The organism is Mariniflexile jejuense (genome assembly GCF_042675665.1).
Classification (GTDB): Bacteria; Bacteroidota; Bacteroidia; order Flavobacteriales; family Flavobacteriaceae; genus Mariniflexile; species Mariniflexile jejuense.
The window spans coordinates 2,132,189-2,155,123 of sequence record NZ_JBHTJI010000001.1 but is presented as its reverse complement, the minus strand read 5'-3'; the positions used below and the strand labels follow the sequence as shown (position 1 = coordinate 2,155,123).

25 protein-coding genes and 1 pseudogene are annotated in these 22,935 nt (G+C 31.5%); 12 read left to right on the top strand and 14 right to left on the bottom strand.

Annotation, left to right across the window (positions count from 1 at the left end; translation table 11 throughout):
• The first annotated feature begins 143 nt into the window (after positions 1-143).
• The 5 genes from pnuC to ACFQ1R_RS09190 all read left to right on the top strand — a co-directional run bounded on the left by pnuC (position 144) and on the right by ACFQ1R_RS09190 (position 5,732).
• Positions 144-782 carry a nicotinamide riboside transporter PnuC gene (gene pnuC, locus ACFQ1R_RS09210; protein WP_379925871.1) on the top strand — a complete coding sequence of 213 codons (639 nt, stop codon included), beginning with the start codon at positions 144-146 and terminating at the stop codon, positions 780-782.
• Positions 737-1,303 (top strand): AAA family ATPase, encoded by a 567-nt coding sequence (locus tag ACFQ1R_RS09205; protein WP_379925869.1) that lies wholly within the window; start codon positions 737-739, stop codon positions 1,301-1,303. Before pnuC ends, ACFQ1R_RS09205 begins: the two co-directional genes overlap by 46 nt.
• 1 nt (position 1,304) lies before the next feature.
• Positions 1,305-2,846: a DUF4301 family protein gene (locus ACFQ1R_RS09200; RefSeq protein ID WP_379925868.1), complete on the top strand. Its 1,542-nt coding sequence runs from the start codon at positions 1,305-1,307 to the stop codon at positions 2,844-2,846.
• Positions 2,847-2,848: 2 nt separating this feature from the next.
• A complete protein-coding gene (gene arfB / locus ACFQ1R_RS09195; protein ID WP_379925866.1) occupies positions 2,849-3,256 on the top strand; it encodes an alternative ribosome rescue aminoacyl-tRNA hydrolase ArfB in 408 nt (135 codons plus the stop codon).
• 250 nt (positions 3,257-3,506) lie between these two features.
• Positions 3,507-5,732, top strand: coding sequence for a TonB-dependent receptor (locus ACFQ1R_RS09190; protein ID WP_379925865.1), 2,226 nt, complete (start codon positions 3,507-3,509; stop codon positions 5,730-5,732).
• A 54-nt stretch (positions 5,733-5,786) separates the two neighbouring features.
• Here the strand turns inward: ACFQ1R_RS09190 and ACFQ1R_RS09185 are convergent, their stop codons facing one another.
• A complete protein-coding gene (locus ACFQ1R_RS09185; RefSeq protein WP_379925864.1) occupies positions 5,787-6,227 on the bottom strand; it encodes a hypothetical protein in 441 nt (146 codons plus the stop codon).
• Between the two features lie 243 nt (positions 6,228-6,470).
• Here ACFQ1R_RS09185 and greA point away from each other — a divergent pair, with 243 nt between their 5' ends.
• Positions 6,471-6,944, top strand: coding sequence for a transcription elongation factor GreA (gene greA, locus ACFQ1R_RS09180; protein ID WP_379925863.1), 474 nt, complete (start codon positions 6,471-6,473; stop codon positions 6,942-6,944).
• Between the two features lie 4 nt (positions 6,945-6,948).
• Positions 6,949-7,338 (top strand): HIT family protein, encoded by a 390-nt coding sequence (locus ACFQ1R_RS09175; protein WP_379925862.1) that lies wholly within the window; start codon positions 6,949-6,951, stop codon positions 7,336-7,338.
• On the opposite strand, the gene ACFQ1R_RS09170 is transcribed toward ACFQ1R_RS09175, so the two are convergent.
• Both ACFQ1R_RS09170 and ACFQ1R_RS09165 read right to left on the bottom strand, forming a co-directional pair.
• The gene (locus tag ACFQ1R_RS09170) at positions 7,333-7,683 is read right to left on the bottom strand and encodes a hypothetical protein (RefSeq protein ID WP_379925861.1); all 351 of its coding nucleotides are present in this window, start codon (positions 7,681-7,683) and stop codon (positions 7,333-7,335) included. The two genes, ACFQ1R_RS09175 and ACFQ1R_RS09170, sit on opposite strands and share 6 nt — an antisense overlap.
• 9 nt (positions 7,684-7,692) lie before the next feature.
• Entirely contained in the window at positions 7,693-8,832 is a 1,140-nt protein-coding gene (locus ACFQ1R_RS09165) for a sensor histidine kinase (protein WP_379925859.1), read from the bottom strand.
• Between the two features lie 208 nt (positions 8,833-9,040).
• Here ACFQ1R_RS09165 and ACFQ1R_RS09160 point away from each other — a divergent pair, with 208 nt between their 5' ends.
• From ACFQ1R_RS09160 to aat, 3 genes and pseudogenes are all read left to right on the top strand, one after another.
• Positions 9,041-9,910 carry a flavin reductase family protein gene (locus ACFQ1R_RS09160; RefSeq protein WP_379925858.1) on the top strand — a complete coding sequence of 290 codons (870 nt, stop codon included), beginning with the start codon at positions 9,041-9,043 and terminating at the stop codon, positions 9,908-9,910.
• 51 nt (positions 9,911-9,961) lie between these two features.
• Entirely contained in the window at positions 9,962-10,339 is a 378-nt protein-coding gene (locus ACFQ1R_RS09155) for a DUF3127 domain-containing protein (protein WP_379925857.1), read from the top strand.
• A 182-nt stretch (positions 10,340-10,521) separates the two neighbouring features.
• A pseudogene (gene aat / locus ACFQ1R_RS09150) lies at positions 10,522-11,145 on the top strand (leucyl/phenylalanyl-tRNA--protein transferase).
• Between the two features lie 127 nt (positions 11,146-11,272).
• Here aat and ACFQ1R_RS09145 read toward each other — a convergent pair.
• Together ACFQ1R_RS09145 and ACFQ1R_RS09140 are read right to left on the bottom strand one after the other, a co-directional pair.
• Positions 11,273-12,274, bottom strand: coding sequence for an NADP-dependent oxidoreductase (locus tag ACFQ1R_RS09145; protein WP_379925856.1), 1,002 nt, complete (start codon positions 12,272-12,274; stop codon positions 11,273-11,275).
• Positions 12,275-12,277: 3 nt separating this feature from the next.
• On the bottom strand, positions 12,278-13,084 hold the full coding sequence (locus ACFQ1R_RS09140; RefSeq protein WP_379925855.1) for an SDR family oxidoreductase: 807 nt from the start codon (positions 13,082-13,084) through the stop codon (positions 12,278-12,280).
• Positions 13,085-13,184: 100 nt separating this feature from the next.
• Between ACFQ1R_RS09140 and ACFQ1R_RS09135 the strand changes: the two genes are divergently transcribed.
• Positions 13,185-13,601 (top strand): winged helix-turn-helix transcriptional regulator, encoded by a 417-nt coding sequence (locus ACFQ1R_RS09135; RefSeq protein WP_379925853.1) that lies wholly within the window; start codon positions 13,185-13,187, stop codon positions 13,599-13,601.
• Between the two features lie 198 nt (positions 13,602-13,799).
• On the opposite strand, the gene ACFQ1R_RS09130 is transcribed toward ACFQ1R_RS09135, so the two are convergent.
• Entirely contained in the window at positions 13,800-14,366 is a 567-nt protein-coding gene (locus ACFQ1R_RS09130) for a DNA-3-methyladenine glycosylase I (RefSeq protein WP_379925852.1), read from the bottom strand.
• Positions 14,367-14,463: 97 nt separating this feature from the next.
• Here ACFQ1R_RS09130 and ACFQ1R_RS09125 point away from each other — a divergent pair, with 97 nt between their 5' ends.
• Entirely contained in the window at positions 14,464-15,081 is a 618-nt protein-coding gene (locus ACFQ1R_RS09125; protein ID WP_379925851.1) for a thioredoxin family protein, read from the top strand.
• Here ACFQ1R_RS09125 and ACFQ1R_RS09120 read toward each other — a convergent pair.
• From ACFQ1R_RS09120 to ACFQ1R_RS09085, 8 genes are all read right to left on the bottom strand, one after another.
• Positions 15,065-15,784, bottom strand: coding sequence for a hypothetical protein (locus ACFQ1R_RS09120; protein WP_379925850.1), 720 nt, complete (start codon positions 15,782-15,784; stop codon positions 15,065-15,067). The two genes, ACFQ1R_RS09125 and ACFQ1R_RS09120, sit on opposite strands and share 17 nt — an antisense overlap.
• Before the next feature lie 51 nt (positions 15,785-15,835).
• Positions 15,836-16,387: a hypothetical protein gene (locus ACFQ1R_RS09115; protein WP_379925849.1), complete on the bottom strand. Its 552-nt coding sequence runs from the start codon at positions 16,385-16,387 to the stop codon at positions 15,836-15,838.
• Between the two features lie 33 nt (positions 16,388-16,420).
• A complete protein-coding gene (truB, locus tag ACFQ1R_RS09110; protein WP_379925848.1) occupies positions 16,421-17,113 on the bottom strand; it encodes a tRNA pseudouridine(55) synthase TruB in 693 nt (230 codons plus the stop codon).
• Positions 17,113-17,898 carry an undecaprenyl-diphosphate phosphatase gene (locus ACFQ1R_RS09105; protein ID WP_379925847.1) on the bottom strand — a complete coding sequence of 262 codons (786 nt, stop codon included), beginning with the start codon at positions 17,896-17,898 and terminating at the stop codon, positions 17,113-17,115. Before ACFQ1R_RS09105 ends, truB begins: the two co-directional genes overlap by 1 nt.
• Before the next feature lie 108 nt (positions 17,899-18,006).
• Positions 18,007-19,158: a PepSY-associated TM helix domain-containing protein gene (locus tag ACFQ1R_RS09100; RefSeq protein WP_379925846.1), complete on the bottom strand. Its 1,152-nt coding sequence runs from the start codon at positions 19,156-19,158 to the stop codon at positions 18,007-18,009.
• 64 nt (positions 19,159-19,222) lie between these two features.
• Positions 19,223-21,379, bottom strand: a complete 2,157-nt coding sequence (locus ACFQ1R_RS09095; RefSeq protein WP_379925844.1) for a TonB-dependent siderophore receptor — start codon at positions 21,377-21,379, stop codon at positions 19,223-19,225.
• A 190-nt stretch (positions 21,380-21,569) separates the two neighbouring features.
• The gene (locus ACFQ1R_RS09090; protein ID WP_379925843.1) at positions 21,570-21,836 is read right to left on the bottom strand and encodes a DUF3098 domain-containing protein; all 267 of its coding nucleotides are present in this window, start codon (positions 21,834-21,836) and stop codon (positions 21,570-21,572) included.
• Positions 21,837-22,018: 182 nt separating this feature from the next.
• Entirely contained in the window at positions 22,019-22,897 is an 879-nt protein-coding gene (locus ACFQ1R_RS09085) for a cell division protein FtsX (RefSeq protein ID WP_379925842.1), read from the bottom strand.
• Positions 22,898-22,935 lie beyond the last annotated feature (38 nt).

The window sequence follows — 22,935 nt, the reverse complement described above, 5'->3', positions numbered from 1 at the left end:
ATATTTTTAATGAATAAATATACTATCCTGCACTACCATGCTTTCGTTTAGAATGTTAGATTTGTAATAATTAAAAGAAATCTACATCTTAACAGATGTTTTTAAGTAGATGGGATGCATTATTAAACTGAAAAAAACACGTAATGAACCAAATAATTGATTGGTTTTTAAATTCATATAAAGATAAAGAAACCTTCATAATTATTTTAGAAGCCATTGTTCTGTTTACAGGAATTGCAAGCGTTTGGTATGCAAAAAAAGAAAATATTTTAGTCTATCCTACAGGTTTGACGGCAACAATTATTTCGGTATATATTTTATTGAAAGATGAATTGTATGGTGACATGATGATGAATTTCTATTTTTCAATTATGAGTATTTATGGCTGGTGGAATTGGGCAAGAACTAAAAATAATGAAAAAGTAATTAAAATTTCTAGAACAACTACCAATGAAAAATGTATAGGTATTGGCTTATTTTTATTAACCATTGTTGTAACCTATATGGTTTACAGAATTTTTGGAAACCAAATAACAGCATCCAATTACGTAGATATGTTAACATCGGGTATATTTTTTACAGCCATGTGGTATATGGCAAAAAAGAAAATTGAAAATTGGACACTTTGGATTATAGCAGATATCATTACCATACCACTCTATGCGTATCGAGGTTGGGGCATGTTATCGTTTCAATACCTTATATTTACAATTTTGGCTATACAAGCCTATTTTTTATGGAAGAAAAATTTAAACAGCAACCATCAAACTGCAAAAAAGTAGTATTGTTTGGACCTGAAAGTACTGGAAAAACAACCTTATCAAACCAATTAGCGAGGTATTATAATTCGGTTTGGGTGCCAGAGTATGCACGCGATTATCTTCAAAACAAATGGAATGATGAACGTAAAACTTGTGAACCTGATGATTTATTACCAATTGCCCAAGGTCAAATTGAACTTGAAAACAAATTAGCAAAAAAAACAGATACAGTTTTAATTTGTGATACCGATTTATTAGAAACTAAAGTGTATTCTGAAGCCTATTATTTAGGATATTGCGATCCAGTACTTGAAAAATATGCCTTAGAAAACACTTACGATTTGTATTTTTTAACTTATATTGACACGCCTTGGGAAGCAGACGATTTAAGAGACAAACCAGAAGAGCGAGAAGCGATGTTTAAAGTTTTTGAAAAAGCACTAATAGAAAATAATCGCCCATATGTTTTGTTAAAAGGAAACAAAAAACAACGTTTAGAAACCGCAGTAATGCACATAGATAAATTACTAAATAAGCACTAAAATGTTTACAGAACAAGATATTCAACAAATTGAAAATCATGGATTAACCATTGATAAAGTTAATGCTCAAATAAGTCTAATAAAAAAAGGTATGATTTATTCAAACCTCTTAGAAGCAGCAACTATTGGTAATGGTATTTTAAGAAAAGACAAACAACAACAACAAGATTGTATTGATTTTTTTGATAATAAACGCGATCAAATTTCTATTGTAAAATTCGTGCCAGCATCGGGTGCTGCAACACGAATGTTTAAATTTTTGTTTCAGTTTTTAAATGAATTTGATGAAACTAAAGAAACAATTGAAGCTTATTCTGAAAAAAATAAACTCTTTAACGAGTTTTTAAATGGTTTAGAAAAGCTTCCGTTTTACGAAATTGTAAGAGAAAAAATTAATGAAACCATCCCAAATTTTGATAGTTTAGCTAAAGGAAAGCAATGTGTTTTGTTTGTAAAAACCATGTTAGATGCTAATCAATTAAACTATAGTTTTTATCCAAAAGGGTTATTACCATTTCATAAATACGAAAATGAAGCGTCAACAGCTTTTAAAGAACACATGTTAGAGGCAACATTATATGCCTTAACAAATAGCAACGCAAACTTACATTTCACCATTTCTGAAGTACATAAAGATATGTTTGAAAACGAATTAAAAAAGGTTAAAAATCAACTTGAAAAAGAGATTAACACCAAATTCAATGTATCGTTTTCATATCAAAACAAAGGAACAGATACCATTGCTATCACATCTAAGGATGAACTTTTTAGAACAGAAAATGGCAAATTAATGTTCAGGCCAGCAGGTCATGGTGCTTTAATTGAAAATCTAAATATGCTTAATTACGATTTAATTTTCATAAAAAACATTGACAATATTGTTGTATTAGAACAAAACATTGAAATTTCAGAGTATAAAAAAATGTTAGCAGGTATTTTATTGCAAATACAACGTCAAGCTTTTAAATATTTAAATAATTTAGAAGACGATGAAATATCTGAAGATGAAGTGAACAACATCGAATTATTTGTGGTTAATCGTATAAATGTAGAATTTGATGAAGCTTATAATAATTATACCTTAAAAGAAAAAAGAACCTATTTGCATAACAAACTTAATAGACCAATTAGGGTTTGTGGTATGGTTAAAAATGAAGGCGAACCTGGTGGTGGTCCATTTTGGGTAAAAGATGAAAATGGTACTGTTTCACTTCAAGTAGTAGAATTTGCGCAAATTGATATTGAAAAAGAAAATCAAAGCGACATTGTAGATAACGCAACCCATTTTAATCCAACCGATTTGGTTTGCGGTGTAAAAAATTACAAAGGTGAAAAATTTGATTTAACAAAATACGTCGATCCCAAAGCTGCTTTTATAACCATGAAATCTCAAAATGGTGTTGATATAAAAGCCTTAGAACTTCCAGGATTGTGGAATGGAAGTATGGCGCATTGGAACTCTATTTTTGTTGAAATTCCTGTATCAACATTTAATCCTGTAAAAACAGTAAACGATTTATTAAAACCTGCACATCAAGTTTAAAGATGTATGATAAAGACGCCTTATTACAAGAATTAACTTTTAAAGCCGTTAGAAGTTCGGGTGCTGGCGGACAGCATGTAAATAAAGTATCTTCAAAAGTTGAACTTGCTTTTAATTTATTTGAATCTGAAATTTTTAATGAAGATTTAAAAGAACGACTCATAAAAAAACTTCAAAGCAGATTAACAAAAGAAGGTACTTTAATGCTTCAATGCGATGAAAGTAGAAGTCAGCATAAAAATAAAGAACTTGTAATAAAACGTTTTTTTGAACTAATTGAGCGCAGTTTAACAGTTCCTAAAAAACGAATACCAACAAAAATACCAAGAGCTGTTATAAAAAAACGCTTAAAAAGTAAGCGTAACCTGTCTGATAAAAAGGCAAATAGAAAACGTCCTAATCTGGATTGAAAAATAATTATCAATTATCAATTGTTAATTATCAATTGTTTTTATCTTTGCGGCGTTCTCAAAAAAGGGGTGCCAATAATCGGCTGAGATCATACCCAATGAACCTAGAACAGGTAATGCTGTTTAGGGATTAAAATTGAAAATTCAAAGTGTTACGAACGTGGTAATATTTTGCAAAATTCAATAAAACAATAATTATTAACCATAAAGAATAATTACCTCTTTTTATTCGATTATAAACATAATCGTAATGAAAAATTTATTTCTTTTTTTAACACTACTCGTGTTATCAGTCAGTGCAACTGCGCAAAACAATCAAATTTTACAAGATTCCACTAAAACACAAAAACTAGATGAAGTTTTAGTAAATGCCGTTAGGGTGAATGCTACATCGCCCATTACACATTCAAACATTACCAAAAAAGACTTAGAAAAACGCAATTTAGGTCAAGATTTACCTATTTTGCTTAATTATTTGCCATCGGTAGTCACAACTTCAGATGCAGGTGCAGGTGTTGGTTATACAGGTATTCGCATACGTGGAGTAAGTGGTCAAGGCACCAATGTAACCATAAATGGTATTCCATATAACGACACCGAATCGTTAGGTGCTTATTGGGTAGATTTACCCGATTTTTCATCATCTGTTGAAAGTTTACAATTGCAACGTGGTGTAGGAACTTCTACCAATGGTTCTAGTGCTTTTGGAGCAAGTATTAATATTTTAACCGATGCTGTGTCAAGAGAAGCAAATGCTGAAATTGCTAATAGTTTCGGAAGTTATAATACCCGAAAGCATAGTGTGAAATTTAGTAGCGGTTTGCTTAATAATCATTTTGAATTGTCTGGGCGTTTATCTCAAATTAATTCTGATGGTTATATAGATAGAGCAACTTCCAATTTAAAATCATACTTCCTTCAAGGTGCTTATAAAGATGAAAACACCTTGATAAAAGCATTGGTTTTTGGAGGGCATGAAGTTACCTATCAAGCTTGGTATGGTACACCATTGGCAAGAATAATTGGTGATGAAGCCGGTATTGAAGCTTTTATTTCTGAAAACTATTTAAGTGATGCTGAAGCTGAAAATTTAAGAAATTCAGACAGAAGATATAACTATTATACTTATGAAAATGAAGTTGATAATTACAAACAAGATCATTATCAACTGCATTGGAATGAGCGTTATAATAATAATTGGTCTACTAACGTGGGTTTAAATTATACCTATGGTCGTGGTTATTATGAACAGTATCGTGTTGATGATGATTTTGCAAACTATAATTTAGACGAAATAACCATTGGTGGCGAAACCATAAACAGTACCGATTTAATTCGCAGACGTTGGTTAGACAACGATTTTTATGTAGCCAATGCTAATGTAAACTATAAAGATGCTGCATTTGATGTAACGTCAGGAATATCATATAGTAGCTATTTAGGGAAACATTTTGGTGAGATTATTTGGGCACGATACGCCAGTAATTCTGAAATTGGTGACCATTATTACGACGGAAAAGGTGATAAAAAAGATTTTAGTTCTTTTATTAAAGCAACTTTTAAGTTAAACAACAAAGTAAGTTTGTATGGCGATTTGCAAACACGTATGGTAGATTATACCACATCGGGCACAACTTCAGATGGCGAATTATTAGTTGATGAAACTTATAACTTTTTTAATCCAAAAGCAGGTATAACTTATGAATTCGACTCAAAAAACAATGTGTATTTCTCGTATGCCAGAGCAAATAGAGAACCAAGTAGAAGCGATTTTGAAAACAATCCAAATATAAAACCAGAACAATTAAACGATTTTGAGTTGGGTTGGAGACATATGAATTCATCCTTTAAAGTGAATGCGAATATTTACTATATGTTGTACAATGAACAGCTTATTTTAACGGGCGCTATTGATGATGTTGGCGCGCCAGTACGGGAAAATAGTGGTAAAAGTTATAGGTTAGGTTTAGAGGTTGATGCAGCAATTCAAGTATCAAAACAATTTGCAATTCAGCCAAATTTCACAATTAGTTCAAATAAAAACAACGAAACCATTGTTTCAAAAGATGGTGCTTTGGTTAATTTTGGAAAAACAAATATTTCATTTTCGCCAGAATTCATAGCAGCTAATGCTTTGGTGTTTCAGCCAATAACTAACTTTCAATTATCATTTTTAAGTAAATATGTTGGCGTACAATATATGGGTAATACAGATTCTAACGCTTCAAAATTAGAAAGTTACTTTGTAAACGATTTGAATATTTCTTATGAAATTAAAACGAAGTCCATATTCAAATCCATATTAATATCTGGTTTGGTTAGTAATATTTTTAGCGAAAAATATATTTCCAACGGGTATTATTATACGTATGATGATGATTGGTCAGATCCAAATTCTATAACAACCATTGAAGGTGCAGGTTATTATCCACAAGCAACAAGAAATTTTTTAATTGGAGCTACCTTGAAATTTTAACTTTTTGCCCCAAATTATATTTTAAAAGCGACTCTTTTTTTAGAAGTCGCTTTTTTAGTTATTATAAACCCTAATTATAGAGCCAGTAACTTCAACTTTATATCGAATTAAAGGATATGTTCCTGTTGTGCCTTCTCGTTTAATACCATTTAAAATATCATATGAATTGCCATCATTACAACTGCAAGTGGCAATAATACCTTCAACATTTAATTTTGAACAGGTATTTATTTGGTGATTTGGGTCGGTTAATTCAAAAGCATTATAGTTTGTACCACCAGCATAAAAAAGTACCACGCCTTTTATACCATATGGGCTATCTAAAATAACGAAGTTGTTAGCAAATTTCAGTTTGTTAAATTGCGGTAAATTGGTGTTTATTAAACTTCCAGTGTCAAAAGTGTAATTTGGCAGATAAGGGTTTTTAGTAATTGTATTATCGGCACTACAACCAGTTAAAAGTATAAAACAAATTATATAAAGAAAAGATTTCATTTTTAAATAAATCATAATTTTCAATTTACAAGATTAAACAAATTGAATTAAATATTTGTAAAATTCCTCTTAACATTCTTATTTTTATTTCACACGGTAAAGAATGTACTTTAATAAGGAATTCATAAATTATTGACTAAAATTTTGTACTTTTGTTACTCAATCTCGTGTGTACGAGATTTTTTTATGCTGAACGCCTGATTTAGGATTTCAGCATTTTATTATTAATAAAACGATGAAGTTATGAGTAAAGTATCATACTATACACCTGAAGGATTAAAAAAATTAAGAGACGAGCTTAAACAATTAAAAGATGTAGAACGTGTAAAAGCATCTAGAGCTATTGCTGAAGCTAGAGATAAAGGCGATTTAAGTGAAAATGCCGAATATGATGCCGCAAAAGAAGCACAAGGCATGTTGGAAATGCGTATTTCAAAACTGGAAGAAGCCTTAGCTGGCGCGCGTATTATTGACGAATCGCAGCTAGATAATTCAAAAATATTGGTACTATCTAAAGTGAAAATAAAAAACCAAACCAACGGTATGGAAATGGTTTATACTTTGGTAGCCGATGGTGAAGCCGATTTAAAATCTGGTAAAATATCGGTAAATTCACCTATTGGAAAAGGCTTGTTAGGAAAATCGGTTGGCGATGTTGCAGAAATACAAGTGCCAAATGGTGTTATGAAGTTTGATATTATTGAAATTTCAAGATAACAAAATGGCTACAATATTCACTAAAATAGTAAACGGCGAAATACCATGTTATAAAATAGCTGAAACCGATGATTTTTTAGCATTTTTAGATGTAAACCCAAATGCAAAAGGGCATACATTGTGTATTCCTAAACAAGAAGTGGATAAAATTTTCGATTTAGACGAAGCTTTATACACTGGGTTAATGCAGTTTTCAAGACGTGTAGCTATTGCTATTGAAAAAGCCATTACTTGTAAACGTATAGGTGTAACCGTTATAGGTTTAGAAGTGCCACATGCGCATGTTCATTTAATTCCGTTGCAAACTATGGAAGATGCGCGTTTTATTCAAAAAACAAAACTAACTCCAGAAGAATTTCAAGAAGTAGCCAATAGTATTAAAGCTTACTTATAATTGGCTATAAATTAAAATAGCTACAATACAAATAGCAATTATAATACCCCAAGTTATAGCTAACCAAGAAGCTTTTTTTAAGTGTGTTGATGGTTTTAAAGTTGCAAATGCTTTTTTATGATAATCAAAAACACGCTCAATATCATCTGTCCAATTTACAGGATAAATGGTGCTTTTGCAGGTTTTACATGTTAAATTATATTTAATTTCAGAAGTAATGGTTTTGTAAAAATTAGTTTCAATAATTTTTTGGCTACAAGTTAAATGCAAACCATCATTACTATAACAGGTTGGACAATTGTTATTTAAATCTACTTCTTTTATAAATACAAATTTTTCAGCCATAGTTTTAAATTATGCACGTTTCAATTGAATTTGAAACGTTGTTCCTTTTCCTATTTCAGATTGTAAAACTTTTATTTTTCCATCATGAAAATCTTCAATAATACGTTTTGTAAGTGATAAACCCAAGCCCCAACCACGTTTTTTTGTGGTAAAACCGGGTTCGAATATTTTATTGAAGTGTTTTTTAGAAATGCCTTTCCCAGTATCGGCAACTTGTATCATGATGTTGTTTTCTAATTGTGAAATTTCAACTGATAGTTTTCCGCGACCTTTCATAGCATCAATAGCATTTTTCACTAAATTTTCTATTACCCAACTGTATAACTGTTTGTTTAAATTTACTAGTATTTCGTCTTCAGGAATGCTAATTTCAAAATCTATTAAATTTGAAGAACGAGCTTTTAAATAATCGTAAGAGTCTATGGTTTCCTTAACAATATCAGTCACTTCCAAAGTTGGTATAGACCCTATTTTACTAAAACGTTCGGTAATGGTTTGTAACCTATCAATATCTTTTTCAATTTCAACAATATAACTTGGGTTTACATTTTCAGATTTTAAAATTTCTGTCCAACCTATTAAAGACGATAAAGGCGTGCCTATTTGGTGTGCTGTTTCCTTTGCCATACCAGACCAAAGTTTGTTTTGTGTAGCATTTTTATTGCTTCGGTAAAAGAAAAAAATAACGGCACCAAATAAGAAAACGATAAGTAATAAAGCTAAAGGGTAATATTTTAGTTTGTTTAGTAAGTCGGAGTTTCCATAATAAATGATGCTATTGTTTGGCTTTACTAGAATAGGAATGTTTTCCTGTTTAAATTTTGTAATTAATTTTTGAACATATAGAGAATCTTTAATTTTTTCATCATCTATATTATTGTAAGTTTCTAAACTTCCATCTTCTCTAATAACAAGCATTGGGGTTGTTGTGTTACTAGTTATTATTTTTAGAGAGAGTTCTAAATTGGCATTGGTTTCCGAATTTATAATGTCGGTTTGTGCAAACGACCAATTTTCCATTTTGGTACGTTCTTCTTCTTTAAAATGTTGAAAAAACTCGTAAGTTTTCCATAAAATAAGCGATACTACAGCAAAAGAAGCTATTATAATTATCCAACGCAACGCATTACTATATTTTGTAAAAATCATTCTTTTTAAATAATATGTAATATAATGCAAATCTGTTAATATTATTGTTCAAGTTGTTAGTAAATTGGTTTTTTGTTGTTATTAAGAATGGTTACATTTGTTTAGATAGTTAAAATTTAATATTTGTAACTAAACGAAACCAACTTGATATTTTGTTAAGTTAATAATGAAAATAAATTGTTAGTTTTGTTGAAATTAAAAAAGTTTGATGCTTTCAATAGATCCGAAAACCTTATCAACCAGTAAATTACATAGCTATCTGTTAAGTGCTGTTGCACCAAGACCTATTGCTTTAGCTAGCACGCTAGATTCTGATGGAAATGCCAATTTATCGCCATTTAGTTTTTTTAATGTGTTTAGTGCAAATCCACCAATTTTGGTTTTTTCGCCAGCGCGTAGGGTAAACAATAACACAACAAAACATACGCTTGATAATGTGATAGCTACTAAAGAAGTTGTTATTAATGTGGTTAATTTTGATATGGTTCATCAAGCATCATTAAGTAGTACCGAATATCCGCATGGTGTAAATGAGTTTGATAAAACAGGCTTAACAATGCTAGCATCGGATATAGTTAAGCCATTCCGTGTTGCAGAATCACCTGTGCAAATTGAGTGTAAAGTAAACGAAATTATTGCTTTAGGAACTGAAGGTGGCGCAGGCAATTTAGTAATATGCGAAGTAGTAAAACTTCATATAGACGATGATGTTTTAAATGAAGATGGCAGCATAAACCAACAAAAACTAGATTTGGTGGCTAGAGCAGGTGGTAGTTATTATAGTCGTGCAAAAAAAGGTTTTTTTGAAATACCAAAACCATTAGCTACATTAGGTATTGGTGTTGATAGTTTTCCAAAAAAGGTAAAAAACAGTATGGTATTAACAGGTAACGATTTGGGTATGTTGGGCAATATAGAAAGCTTGCCAACAGAAACAGAAGTTGCTAATTTTATAGAAGATATAAGCGTAAGATACCCAAATATAAAAACAGCAACACACAGGCAGAAACATAAATTAGCACGTAATTATTTGAGTTTTGGAGATGTTGAAAGTGCATGGAAAATATTACTATCTTAGTTGTTTTGATAGTACACAAAGTGAATAATAATAAGAATAAATACAGATTAAATGGAAGTTCAAGGAAGAATTAAAATGGTAGGCGAAACTCAATCTTTTGGAGGTAATGGGTTTAGAAAAAGAGAAATTGTAGTAACAACAGAAGAGCAATATCCACAACATATTATGGTAGAGTTTGTGCAAGATAAATGCGATTTACTTAACAGCTACAAAGAAGGACAACAAGTAAAAATCAGTATTAATTTACGTGGTAGAGAATGGGTTAACCCACAAGGTGAAACCAAATATTTTAACTCAATTCAAGGTTGGAGAATTGAAGCATTACAAGCAGCAAGTGCCGATGGTAATTTACCACCAGTAGCACCAGCCGCCGCTTTTGAACCAGCAGGCGATTTAAATGAAGATGAGCACGACGATTTACCGTTTTAACAAATCCCTGCCAAGGCGGGAATCTCATAAAATAAAACCTCAATGTTAATTTTTAGCTTTGAGGTTTTTTACTTTTTATGTTTTTGCGAGGCACGAAGCAACTTCATCAAATTGGTTCCTAATTAAAAAAAGATTGTATTAGAAAAATGCGCTTTGCAATTTACAAAATATAGAAACTTTAAATGCACTTTCTAACCCAAGACATAAAATTTCCTGATGTAAACGAAGCTACGCCAGATGGGTTGTTGGCAATTGGTGGCGATTTGTCTTTTGCGCGTTTACTCTACGCTTATAAACATGGTATATTTCCTTGGTTTAGTGATGATGAACCTATTTTATGGTGGTCGCCAAATCCGCGCTTTGTGTTGTTCCCAGAAAAGTTGAAAGTTTCAAAAAGTATGAAACAGGTATTAAGAAACAAGGGCTATATAGTTACTGTAAACAAAGACTTTAAAGCAGTAATTACAGAATGTTCTAAAATAAAACGTGCAGGACAAACAGATACTTGGATAACAAATAGTATGATTGAGGCTTACATAAACCTTCACAATTAAGGTTATGCAACATCTGTTGAGGTTTGGGATGGAAACGAATTGGTTGGCGGCTTTTATGGTGTAGATTTAAACAACGGCGTATTTTGTGGCGAAAGCATGTTTTCTGTAAAAAGTAATGCGAGTAAAATAGCCTTTATTACGTTTATACAAAACACCAATTACAAATTAATTGATTGTCAGGTTTACACCAATCACCTAGAAAGTTTAGGTGCTGAAGAAATTTCAAGAGAAGTATTTTTAAAATATTTATAAGATTTTAAAACTTTAATTTATCAGAAAAAAAGCTTAATTCGTTTAAAAGCAAAAATAAAGTTCATTGAAACGGAACTTTATTTTTGCTTTAGCGGTAACTTTAAAGGACACCATCAAATAGACAAAACTACTTTATCTTTACAATTACTTTCCCTTTTGCACGACCACTTGAAACGTAAGTCATAGCCTCGTTCATTTTTTCAAACGGGAACACTTTATCCACGACAGGACGAATGACACTAGATTCAATTAATTTCCCAATTTCTGACAACTGGTTTCCGTTGGCATGCATAAACAGAAACGAATAATTTACACCAAGTTTCTTTGCCTGACTTCTGACCTTTCTACTCAAAAAGAAAATAACCGTTCTCATTAACAAATTAAAGCCCATTTCTTTTGCAAAAGTTGTATCAGGTGGACCTGAAATTGAAACAACTTTACCACCTGACTTCAAAATTCGCAACGACTTTTCAAGTGTTTTTTCATCTTGGCTGTTCAACACCAAATCGTAATCCTTCAAAATGGTTTCAAAATCTTGTGTTTTGTAATCAATCACAACATCAGCACCTAAACTTTTCACCAACTCAAAATTACCAGCACTTGCGGTTGTAGCAACAGTTGCACCCAAATGTTTCGCTAACTGAATGGCAATCGTTCCAACACCACCAGAACCTGCTTGAATAAAAACCTTTTGACCTTTTTTGAGTTTCGCTTTTTCAACAAATGCTTGCCAAACCGTTAATGCTACTAATGGCATTGAAGCTGCTTCTTCCATAGAAATATTTTCTGGTTTCAAGGCAACGTCATTTTCATTGACAGAAATAAACTCCGCAAATGTTCCTATTTTAAAATCAGCAGGACGAGCAAATACAGCATCGCCAACTTTAAAACGACTTACTTTTGTCCCAACTTTAGTCACAATTCCTGCAACATCATGTCCAAGAATCAATGGCAATTTATACGGCAACATCAACTTAAATTCTCCACTTTTCAATTTGGCATCTAACTGATTGATAGCTGCCGAATGGACTTTAATGAGCACTTCATTTTCCTTAACAATTGGTTCTGGTACTTCAACAAGTTGTAATTTATCAGTCTTGCTATAGCGACGTATTGTGTATGCTTTCATATGCTAATTTTTAAATTTGTTAATATTTTTTATTACTGAATTTTCAAAGGTTTTATAAGAGAAATACTGTATCGCAGGAAACAATGAAGAGCCCTTACCTACAGGGTTATTAAATTTTGGCGTTTCATTTTCAACCAATCTCAACAACGTTTCTAAAACGGCAGTTGGCTCTTCCGACTTTGAAAATAAATCATTCGTATACGCTTCAAGCGTTGTGCGGTATGCGTCGTAATCAATTATTTTATTTTCTGCAACTTTAGAGTTTGTAACAATATTGGTTTTAAAACCAACAGGTTCTACCATACTTACTTTTACATTAAATTCTTTCAATTCAAAACGAAGGGCTTTGAAATAACCTTCCAAAGCGTGCTTGGATGCAGCATAATACGCACCACCAGGAAGACTAATTAATCCCATAATTGAACCAACCGTAATAATTTTTCCAAAACGTTGTTTTCTAAAAAAAGGTAACAGCTCATTGGTCAACTTTATAGTTCCCCAAAAATTGGTTTCAAATTGTTCTTTTCCTTGCTCAATAGAAGTTTCTTCGGCAAGTCCAGACAAATAAAATCCTGCATTATTTATCAAAACATCTAATTGCTTAATTTCGTTAAAAAGTTTTTTTCCAAAAGATTGGATAGAATTTTCATCCGTAATATCTAACGCTAATACTTTGAAAGACACGACTGATTTTATCTTTTCTGGATTTCTACTTGTACCAATGACATTGTATCCTCTTTTGTGTAGCTCGTTTGCGAGTAAATAACCAAAGCCTGAAGATGCCCCCGTCACTAAAATATTCTTTTTCATTTTTTTCTTATTTCGTTTTTTATTTTCTAAATTTGCTTGCAATTTGCAAGTGCAAATATACAAACAACTTTTAATTTGCAAGTGATTTTAAAAATAATTTATGAAAAAGAATAATAAAAGATCAGATTGTCCTGTTAGTAGCTCGCTTGACGTTTGGGGCGACAAGTGGTCGTTGTTAATTGTTAGGGATTTAATATTCGCAAAACAATGCACTTATGGCGACTTTTTGAAATCAGAAGAAAAAATTGCGACCAACATTTTAGCTTCTCGACTTCAAATGCTTGAAGAAAACAATATCATTACAAAATCAGACCATCCAGACAGTAAAGCAAAAGTTCTATATCAATTGACGCAAAAGGGAATTGATTTATTGCCTTTAATGATTGAAATTAACCTGTGGGCAGAAAAATATTATGTCCTGCCAGCCGACAGTAAAGCAATGTTGAAAGAAGTGAAAAAGAACAAAGAAAATTTTATTAAAACGATAACCAAAGAATTGAAAAAAAGAAATAACTGACAATGTATAAAAACATAACTAATATGGGCTTTTCGAGAGGTTTTTGTATATTTTTAAAGTCGCCAAATTTTTAATTTGGTTATATTTATAAAAACAAAAAGTAAACATAAAAAATTAAAAACTGGTTTGTGTGAAATCCGAAAAGTCAGCGACTATTAACATGCTACATTTCATACACAAGGCCGTTAAAAGAACCTATTAAACCTCCACATACCTAAAGCATCCAACTTCATGGTCATTTACCATGCCCGTAGCTTGCATGTGGGCATACATAACGGTACTACCAACAAACTTAAAACCGCGTTTTTTTAAGTCCTTACTTAAAGCATCACTTTCGGGTGTTGTGGCAGGTGCTTCTTTATAATTTTTAATTTTGTTTTTAATAGGTTTACCGTCAACAAAACGCCAAATATACTTGCTAAAACTACCATATTCTTCTTGAATTTTCATAAACAATTGCGCATTGGTTACTGTAGCATAAATTTTAAGTTTGTTTCTTATAATGCCAGCGTCTTGTAAAAGAGCATCAATTTTATCTTGGTTGTAGGTGGCTATTTTTTTGTAGTCAAAATCATCAAAAGCAGCTCTAAAATTTTCACGTTTACGCAAAATGGTAATCCAACTCAAACCTGCTTGAAAGGTTTCTAAAATTAAAAATTCAAAAATGGTAGCATCATCATAAACCGGAACGCCCCATTCTTGGTCGTGGTATGCTTCATATAAAACATCGCCTATGCACCAACCGCATTTGTGTTTTTCAACCATAAAAGTAATTTTGTAAGTTTTAACGTAAAAGCATGACAAAAGTCATCTAAATTAAAATATGAAGGTACTATTTTTGTACTATAAATAGCATGGTATTATGGATTTAATTATAAAAAACAGTTTAAAAAATAGTTTAACTTATTCTGATTACAGAGATTTGGTTAAACGCTTATCCGAACAAAATGCTACCACAGGGTTAGAGCAAACGGAAGCTTTAATTAACTTTACCAAACTAAACGAAAAACGCATGAAGCGTTGGGATAAAACCCTTAAAATTCCTGTGAGCGCTCAAAATAAAATTGCAGAATTTACACAAAACATTACTTGGTTGGTTATTGCCGAGAGTTGGTGTGGCGATGCAGCTCATGTTTTGCCAGCAATAAATAAAATTGCAGAATTAAATAATCATATAAATTTAAAAATAGTACTTCGTGATGAAAATTTGGCATTAATGGATTTGTTTTTAACTAACGGAAGTCGTTCTATTCCAAAATTGATTATAATTGATGATGAAACGGGCGATGTTTTACATACTTATGGGCCAAGACCAAGTGAAGCGACAAGTTTTGTAAACCGCTACAAAGTTAAATATGGCCCGTTAACACCAGAGTTTAAAGAAGATTTACAGCATTGGTATAATAACGATAAAGGTCAAAATATTATAAAAGATATTACTGAAATGCTTTGCGAATTTCAGCCTAATGTTTGCCAATAAAACTGAACGTTATAGAGCCTAATTGTGTTTTTTTAGAAGCATCTGCACTAAAATAAGAGCTTTTAGCATATTCTAAAGCATGTTCAACTAAACATTCATTTTTTGAAGTTGATGCGTTATTATAATAGGCGTCTATCACTTTTCCGTTGGCATTAACAGTAATGTTAATTACTATTTTTCCATCAACTTCACATAAATATACAGGTATAGGAATTGATACTTTTTTTCTGTCAACTAATGAAAAACTAACGGTACTTTTTGTATTAACACCTTTGGTTTGTTGCTGTTTTAGTACATCGTTCACTTTGCTGTAAGACGATAATTCTTCTTTGTTTACAGCTGGTTTTATGGGTTTGTTTTCACCCAAACTGTTCGACTCATCACCTTCACCATCGTTTTCTTCACTGGTTTTAGGCACATAATCTTCAGGTGGTGCAATTTGTTGGTATGCTTGCGAAAAGTGTTTGTTTTTATCAGCTTCATTAAAAGCGCTATTAGTTTCAGCTTTGCTGTTTAACTTTTCTAAAGTTTCTATTATTTTTTTCTCTTCTTCGGTTAGTTCTTTTTCGGGTTCTAATTCGTAAAAACTTTCGGCAACAGCATCTTGCTTGTTTTTAAAATTTAAATTAAAAACAGTTAATACTATGGTTCCAGAAATTAGGAAGGTAAGAAGTAGGGCTTTATGTTGATTTGTTAGGTGCAATCAATTTGTTTTATAATACATGATTATATACGACAAAGTAACACAAAAAGTTTAGAATACCATAAATTCTAGAAATATTGATACACTAGATATGCCTTCAAGGTTTTGGTTGCCAAAGCGTTTTCGGGTAAAATCTAGCCCAATCATAACAGAATTATTATTTGAATCCATCTTACTTTGGTACCCTAATCCAAGTTTATACATATTGCCTTTTTCAAACGATTTGCCCATACCTAAAAGTGTTCCGTAGCCAACACGTACAAATGCGTTATCGTCTTTCCCAAAAATTTTATTTTGTAATGCTAAATAAGCAGGAAAAAAATGAAGTCCTTGTTTTGAATGCCAATCGTATTCAAGGTTTAAGCTTATTAAAGTTCTATTATCAAATTGATAGCCAATGGTGTTATTTACAAAAAGCGCACTTGGTTCAATTAGCGTGCTGGAATCATCATCGTCAAAAGCTACATAATCTTCATTAATACTTAAAGTAGTGGCTAATGAAAATTTATAAAATAAGCCGTTGGTTTTTATGGTTTCATTTTGAGAAAATGACGTAAATGAATATCCAAAAAGCATTAGCATTAAAATAAGTAAAGCTTTCATATTTGGTATTTTAAATGAAATTTACGCCAAAAATTAATCTGAAGGAAGATTTTTTATGAAACTTTCAATAGATTCGGCATTAGCTACATCAAAATCGCCAATTTTAGTTCGCCTTAATGCTGAAAGATGCGCACCAGATTGAAGTGCTTTACCAAAATCATTAGCAAGTGAACGAATATAAGTGCCTTTGCTACAAACCACGCGAAAATTGATGTTAAAACCATCAATGTTTGTTATTTCAAATTCTGAAATATTTATGGTTCTAGGTTTAATTTCAACTTCTTCACCAGCTCTGGCAAATTCGTATAGGCGTTTGCCTTCTTTTTTTATAGCTGAAAAAACTGGTGGAAATTGTTCAATATCACCAATAAATTGTTTGGTGGTTTCTTTTATTAATTCGGGAGTAATATGTGCAGTTGGAAATGTTTCGTTAATGTTGGTTTCCAAATCGAACGAAGGTGTTGTGCTTCCTAAAACTATGGTACCTGTATATTCTTTTATTTGTGCTTGAAAGGTATCAATTTGTTTCGTCATTTTTCCTGTACAAAGCACTAATAAACCTGTTGCTAATGGGTCTAAAGTGCCTGCATGTCCTACTTTTATTTTCTTTATTTTGAAAGCTTGACGGATTTCCCAACGCAGTTTGTTTACTACTTGAAATGAGGTCCAATGCAGTGGTTTGTCTATTAGAAGAATTTGACCAGATTGATAATCTTCAACAGTCATTAAATAATGGTTAGTTTTTGAACAAAGAAATGGATTAGAAGTATTAATGCTCCAGCAACTATTCTATAATACCCAAATATTTTAAAACCGTTTTTACTTAAATAGGTTATAAATGATTTTATTGCAATTAAAGCCACAACAAAACCAACTACATTGCCAATTATTAAAAGGTTTACTTGATCGTGCGTTAACTCGAAACCTGCTTTATAATAATCATAACTTTTTTTAACGGTTGCGCCTAACATGGTTGGAATGGCTAAGAAAAATGAAAACTCCGCAGCTACGGTACGCGATAATTTTTGGCTCATACCACCAACAATACTGGCACCACTTCTGGAAACACCAGGAATCATAGCTAAACATTGAAAAAAGCCAATTTTTAAAGCTGTTGTGTATGAAATCTCGGTGCCTTCTTCATTTCCAAACCAATCGTCAACTTTTAAAAGTAAAAAGCCACCAATTATTAAAGAAATTGCTACGGTAATTGGGTTTTCTAATAAACTATCAATAGCATCACTAAAAAGCAATCCTAAAATAACCGCAGGAATGAAAGCCACAAAGAGTTTAAAATAAAAATCTAAACTTTGAAAAAAGCGTTTAAAATACAGAACAATTACAGACATAATGGTTCCTAATTGAATAACGATTGTGAATAGTTTTGTAAAATCTTCGTGTGCAATGCCAAAAAAAGAAGAAGCAACAATCATGTGTCCTGTTGAAGACACTGGTAAAAACTCGGTAATGCCTTCAATAATGGCTAAAATGATAGCTTGTAGTATATCCATGAAGCAAAAATATCAAAAAGCAACTATCAAAACCGAAAAGTGCATTAGTTTTTGGAATTTTTTTTAAAAAATATCCTTTTTCAATTTTATAAAAAATTACAATTGAGGCTAATAAATGATCTGTTTTTTGCTCTTATTACGGCGTCCATACCAAATTAAAAAGCCAGTAATAGGTAAGCTTGCAATTAATAAACTAATTAAAAAAGCAAATATTTTGCCTGCCAATCCAAAAATTGCACCTGTGTGAATGTCATAATTCATTCGCATCAATTTATCTGAATTAGAAGCATTTGCAAGTTTTCCGTAAATATGACTTACTTCTTGATCTTCTAAAGTGTATTGATTAAAATAGCGGTAATCGGTTTTCCAAAATGTACCTTCATTTAAATTAGCATTTGCTGCTATTGGAGATGTTTTAGTTTCAGGTGGATGTACTTCAATGGAAACCGCATTTGGATACTCTTGTTGCATATAAATAAATGCTTTATCCAAAGAATTTTCGGGTTTAGGAATTGTTATTTGTTTAGAAATTGGCTCGTTGTATAGTAAAGATTTTTCGCCACCAATAAGCATATAATAACTATAAGCAAACCAAGGAAACCCCCAAACTAAACCTGTAATAGAAAAAATTAGAGCAATGGCCATAACATAAAAACCTGTAATGTTGTGCAAATCATAATTTTTGCGTTTCCATTTTAAGCCTTCTTTCCACCGAAACCAGAAACGTTGTTTTGCAGCTTTTCTGTTTTTAGGAAACCATAAAATAAACCCGCTAATAATCATTAATACAAAAACTAAGGTGGCCGATGCAATTACAGTTTGCCCAATTTCATGTGGTAGCCAAAGATAAAAGTGACCATCAAGAATAAACCGAAAAAACCCCGAATACATATTTGCAACTTTCAAAACTTTACCCGAATATGGGTTGATGTGGATTATTTGGTAGTAATTATTAGCTTTAATAGTATCATCATAATGAAAGAAAATAGCTTCTGCTGAATGTTCTTTGCCTTTGTATTGAATGGCATGTAACTTTTTGTTAGGTAATTCTTTACGAGCTATGGCTTCCAATTTTGAAGGAAGTAAGAAAGGATCATCTTGTTTTTTAACAAAACGATAGGATTCAGTAAGGTTTTGTATTTCTTCTTGAAAGGCATATAAACAACCTGTAATGGCAATAATAAATACAATAATTCCTGAAGTTAAGCCTAACCAAAGATGGATGTTTCTAACTGTTTTTTTGAATGCACTTTTTTTCATTTAAAAATAAGTTAAACTCCTCACCAAAATGAGGAGTTTAATTAAAACTAAAAATGTAATTAAATTAAAACTTATATGTTAACCCAGCAACCAAACTGCGTAAACGTTGCGGTGTAATTGTTGACCAACCTGTATAATATTTGTCATTTAAAAGATTATTTACTTTTAAAGTTAGATTGAATTTGTCATTATTATATGATAATGCTGAATTTAATATAGTATATTCAGGTAGTGAAAATGTTCCTATATTACTTCTGTTTAGTGTTTTGTGTTCGCTAGCATAATTTCCACCAAAACCAATTCCAAAACCTTTCAAATCACCTGTTTTTATCGTATAATTTGCCCATAAATTAATTAAAGTTTCAGGTCCTGCTTCCTCAGGGCGCAACCCTAAATACCCATCACCAGCAGTTTCTTTTACCACTTTGCTTTTATTATTACTATATCCAGCAATAATGTTTAGGCCTTTAACAGGATTTACAGTTACACTTAATTCAACGCCTTTACTATCAACTTCACCACCTTGAATTGATGCATTTGGATTGTTTGGATCGGTCATTAAACGGTTTTCAACATTTATATTGTAGTAACTAAGCGATGCAGAAATGATATCTTTGTATAAATTTGTTTTTATACCAAATTCATATTGATTAGCGTGTTCTGGATTAAAAGTTGCAGTTCTTGTATTTGTTCCATCTACATCAACTTGTCCTGGTTCAACGTTTTTAAATCCGTTCATATAATTTCCAAAAATTGAAACTTTATTTTCAATAATTTGATAAACAGCACCAAATTTTGGTGAAACAGCAACTTGACCTTTTACTTCTTCAGCAGCATAGTAGGATGTTTTTCCTCTAAATTCATCAATTCTAACACTTGCCATTACCGATAATTTATCTGTAATGTTTAAAACATTAGAAACATAGGCACTTACTACTTGCGATTCTGTATCCGAATTAGGCTCAATGGTTCCAGCTAACAAATTGTCAATACCTGCTTGGGTTAAATTAGCTTCACCAGAATCGGTTTGGTTTACTAATGAAATAGTTCCTGATCCAACCCAATTTGTACTGCCGTTTATTACATTTGATTTTAAATAATCAATACCAAAAACCATTCTATTTCTTAGATTTCCTATTTTGTAATCGCCAATAAAATTTTGTTGAATATCTGTAGCATAAGTTTCACCATTTCTTTTTGATATAAATCGTGTAAATTCGTCGCCATTTGCAGAATCCCATAAATATGAATAATAGCCATCAGTTTTACTAGAATTTCTAGAAAGAACGGTTTGCGAAGTCCACGAATTGGAAAGCTTATAAAGCATTTGAGCTTGCATATTAAATGTTGGATTGCTTATAGATAATTCATTTGAGGTATATGATTTTTTATAGTTTTTCTCAAATAAATCTATTGAGTTGAATGATAATGGTGAATATCTACTCAAGAAAATCATAGGCGCATTGGCTGAATTTCGATTTGAAAATTCAGTGTTAATTAAAAAAGACAGTTTGTCGGATACTTTGTAACTCAATGAAGGTGCAAAGAAAAATGATTTACTAAAACCAGCATCTTGAAATGAGTTTTCCTTGTTATAAGCTGTGTTTATTCTTAAAGAAACATCTGAATTTAAAGGTGTATTAATGTCTGCTGTTAATCTGTCGGCACCATAAGTTCCAGATACATAGCCAATTTCTCCTCCAAAAACTGAATAAGGCTTTTTTGTTACTATGTTTATTAAACCACCATAAGAGATTAAACTACTTCCGAATAAGGTTCCAGATGGACCTTTTAATACTTCAATATTATCTACATTTATAGGGTCTATGGTTCCGTTGTTTATGGATGGTAAGCCATTAACCATTGTTGGTTGTACTGAAAAACCTCTCATTGAGAAAAATTCTGCACCATCGCCACCACGACCTGTTGATTCCCATAATCGCGTAACGCCTGTAGCATTTTTTAGTGCATCATTAAAATTAGTAACTACTTGTTCTTTTAATAATTCATTAGTAACTGTATTGTAAACTTGTGGATTTTCAATATTGTTTAATGGCATTTTAGATACCGTTGTACTTTTTTCTCTTTTGTATTTTAGTTGACCTTTTATTACAATTTCATTCAAATTTTGAACAGAATCTTTTTTTTGGTCATTATTTTCTTGACCATTTGCATAACAAACAAATAGTAGCGATGCTAAAAATATTTTTATCGATTTCATTTTTATTTAGATTAATTAAAAATAACGATGCAAATATAATCAAGATGATAGAACCTGCAAATATTATTTTGAATAAATCTAAATAAGGTTCTGTTTTTTGAAGTTTTGAAACGTGAATGAGGTGTTTTTTGATAGAATTAATTGCGAAAAATTCTATGCCTAAGTTGAAAAGCGCGTTGGTTTTTGGAATTTATTTTTCGGTTTTTGATTCTTTTGGGTTTAATAGTATGGCATAAATTTCAATACCAAAACCTAAAAGTACTAGCATTGGTGCTAAACGAATACGGCGAAAACTAAATATTTCTGGGTTAAAAATAGTTGGGTCGTCGCTACCACCACCAGACATTAAAATAAAACCTAAGGCAATACAAGCTAAACCTATAAACATGAATTTATAGTTTTTTTTACCAAATATAAAAACGGCTTTATTGGCTTCTTTTTGTTTTTGTTCTCCCATGATTGTTTAAAAGTATTGGTGCAAATTAACATAATTAATTAAATACTACACGTTAACACTATTATAAATTACTTAATTTACTATTAGTTGTGGTTTGCGTTAGGGGTTGAAGCGGCATCCTTTTTTGCCATTAAAAGCAAAAAAGATATAGCGGAAAACCCGACCCTTGGGTAACGCCCAAATTAATAATATAACGCATCTGTTTTTAAATTTAAGAAGCGTTGGGTTGCAAAATGAGTACTTATCCAAGTTATAACAATGCCTAAAGCAAAAACAACGGCAAAAAGTAACACAATTAAAATTGGAGTATTTAGTAAACCTAGTTCTGGGAATGTTTTATTTATGTAATATAATACTATTGCCATGCCTATCAAGGCTATTACTGCGCCAATAATACCTAAACGAATGCTTTTCCAAACAAACGGGCGACGGATAAATTGTTTTGTTGCGCCTACCATTTGCATCGTTTTTATGGTAAATCGTTTTGAGTAAACTGCTAAACGGATGGAGCTGTTTATTAATAAAACCGCTATTAATGTGAAAATACCGCTAATAACTAAAACCCAGAAACTAATTTTTTGAACGTTTTCGTTCATTAGGTTTACAAGGTCGTTGTCGTAAGTTACTTCGTCAACAAAGGTTTTTGAAGTTGCTTCTTCTGAAATTAATTCAAGATGATCTGATGTTACAAAATCGGCTTTTAAGTGTACATCAATGGAGTTTTGTAATGGGTTGTAACCTACAAAATCCATAAAATCTTCACCGTTTTCTTCTTTTAAAAATTCGGCAGCTTGTTCTTTTGAAACGTATTCAATGGTTTTTACATAATCGGCCATTGCTAAACTTTTTTCAAGTTGCTTAATTTCAACTTCTTTAGCGGTTTCTTTTAGGTAAATGGTTACAACTACTTGTTCTTTAAAATGGTCGGATACTTTTTTGGCATTTAAAACCAACATACCCAATAAGCCTAATAAAAATAAAACCAATGCAATGCTCAATACTACTGAAAAGTATGAGGAAATTAGTCGGCGTTTTTGATCTTTTTCAAAAGATGAACTCATAAATAATGGATTAACGATGTAAAAATAGTAAAGTATTC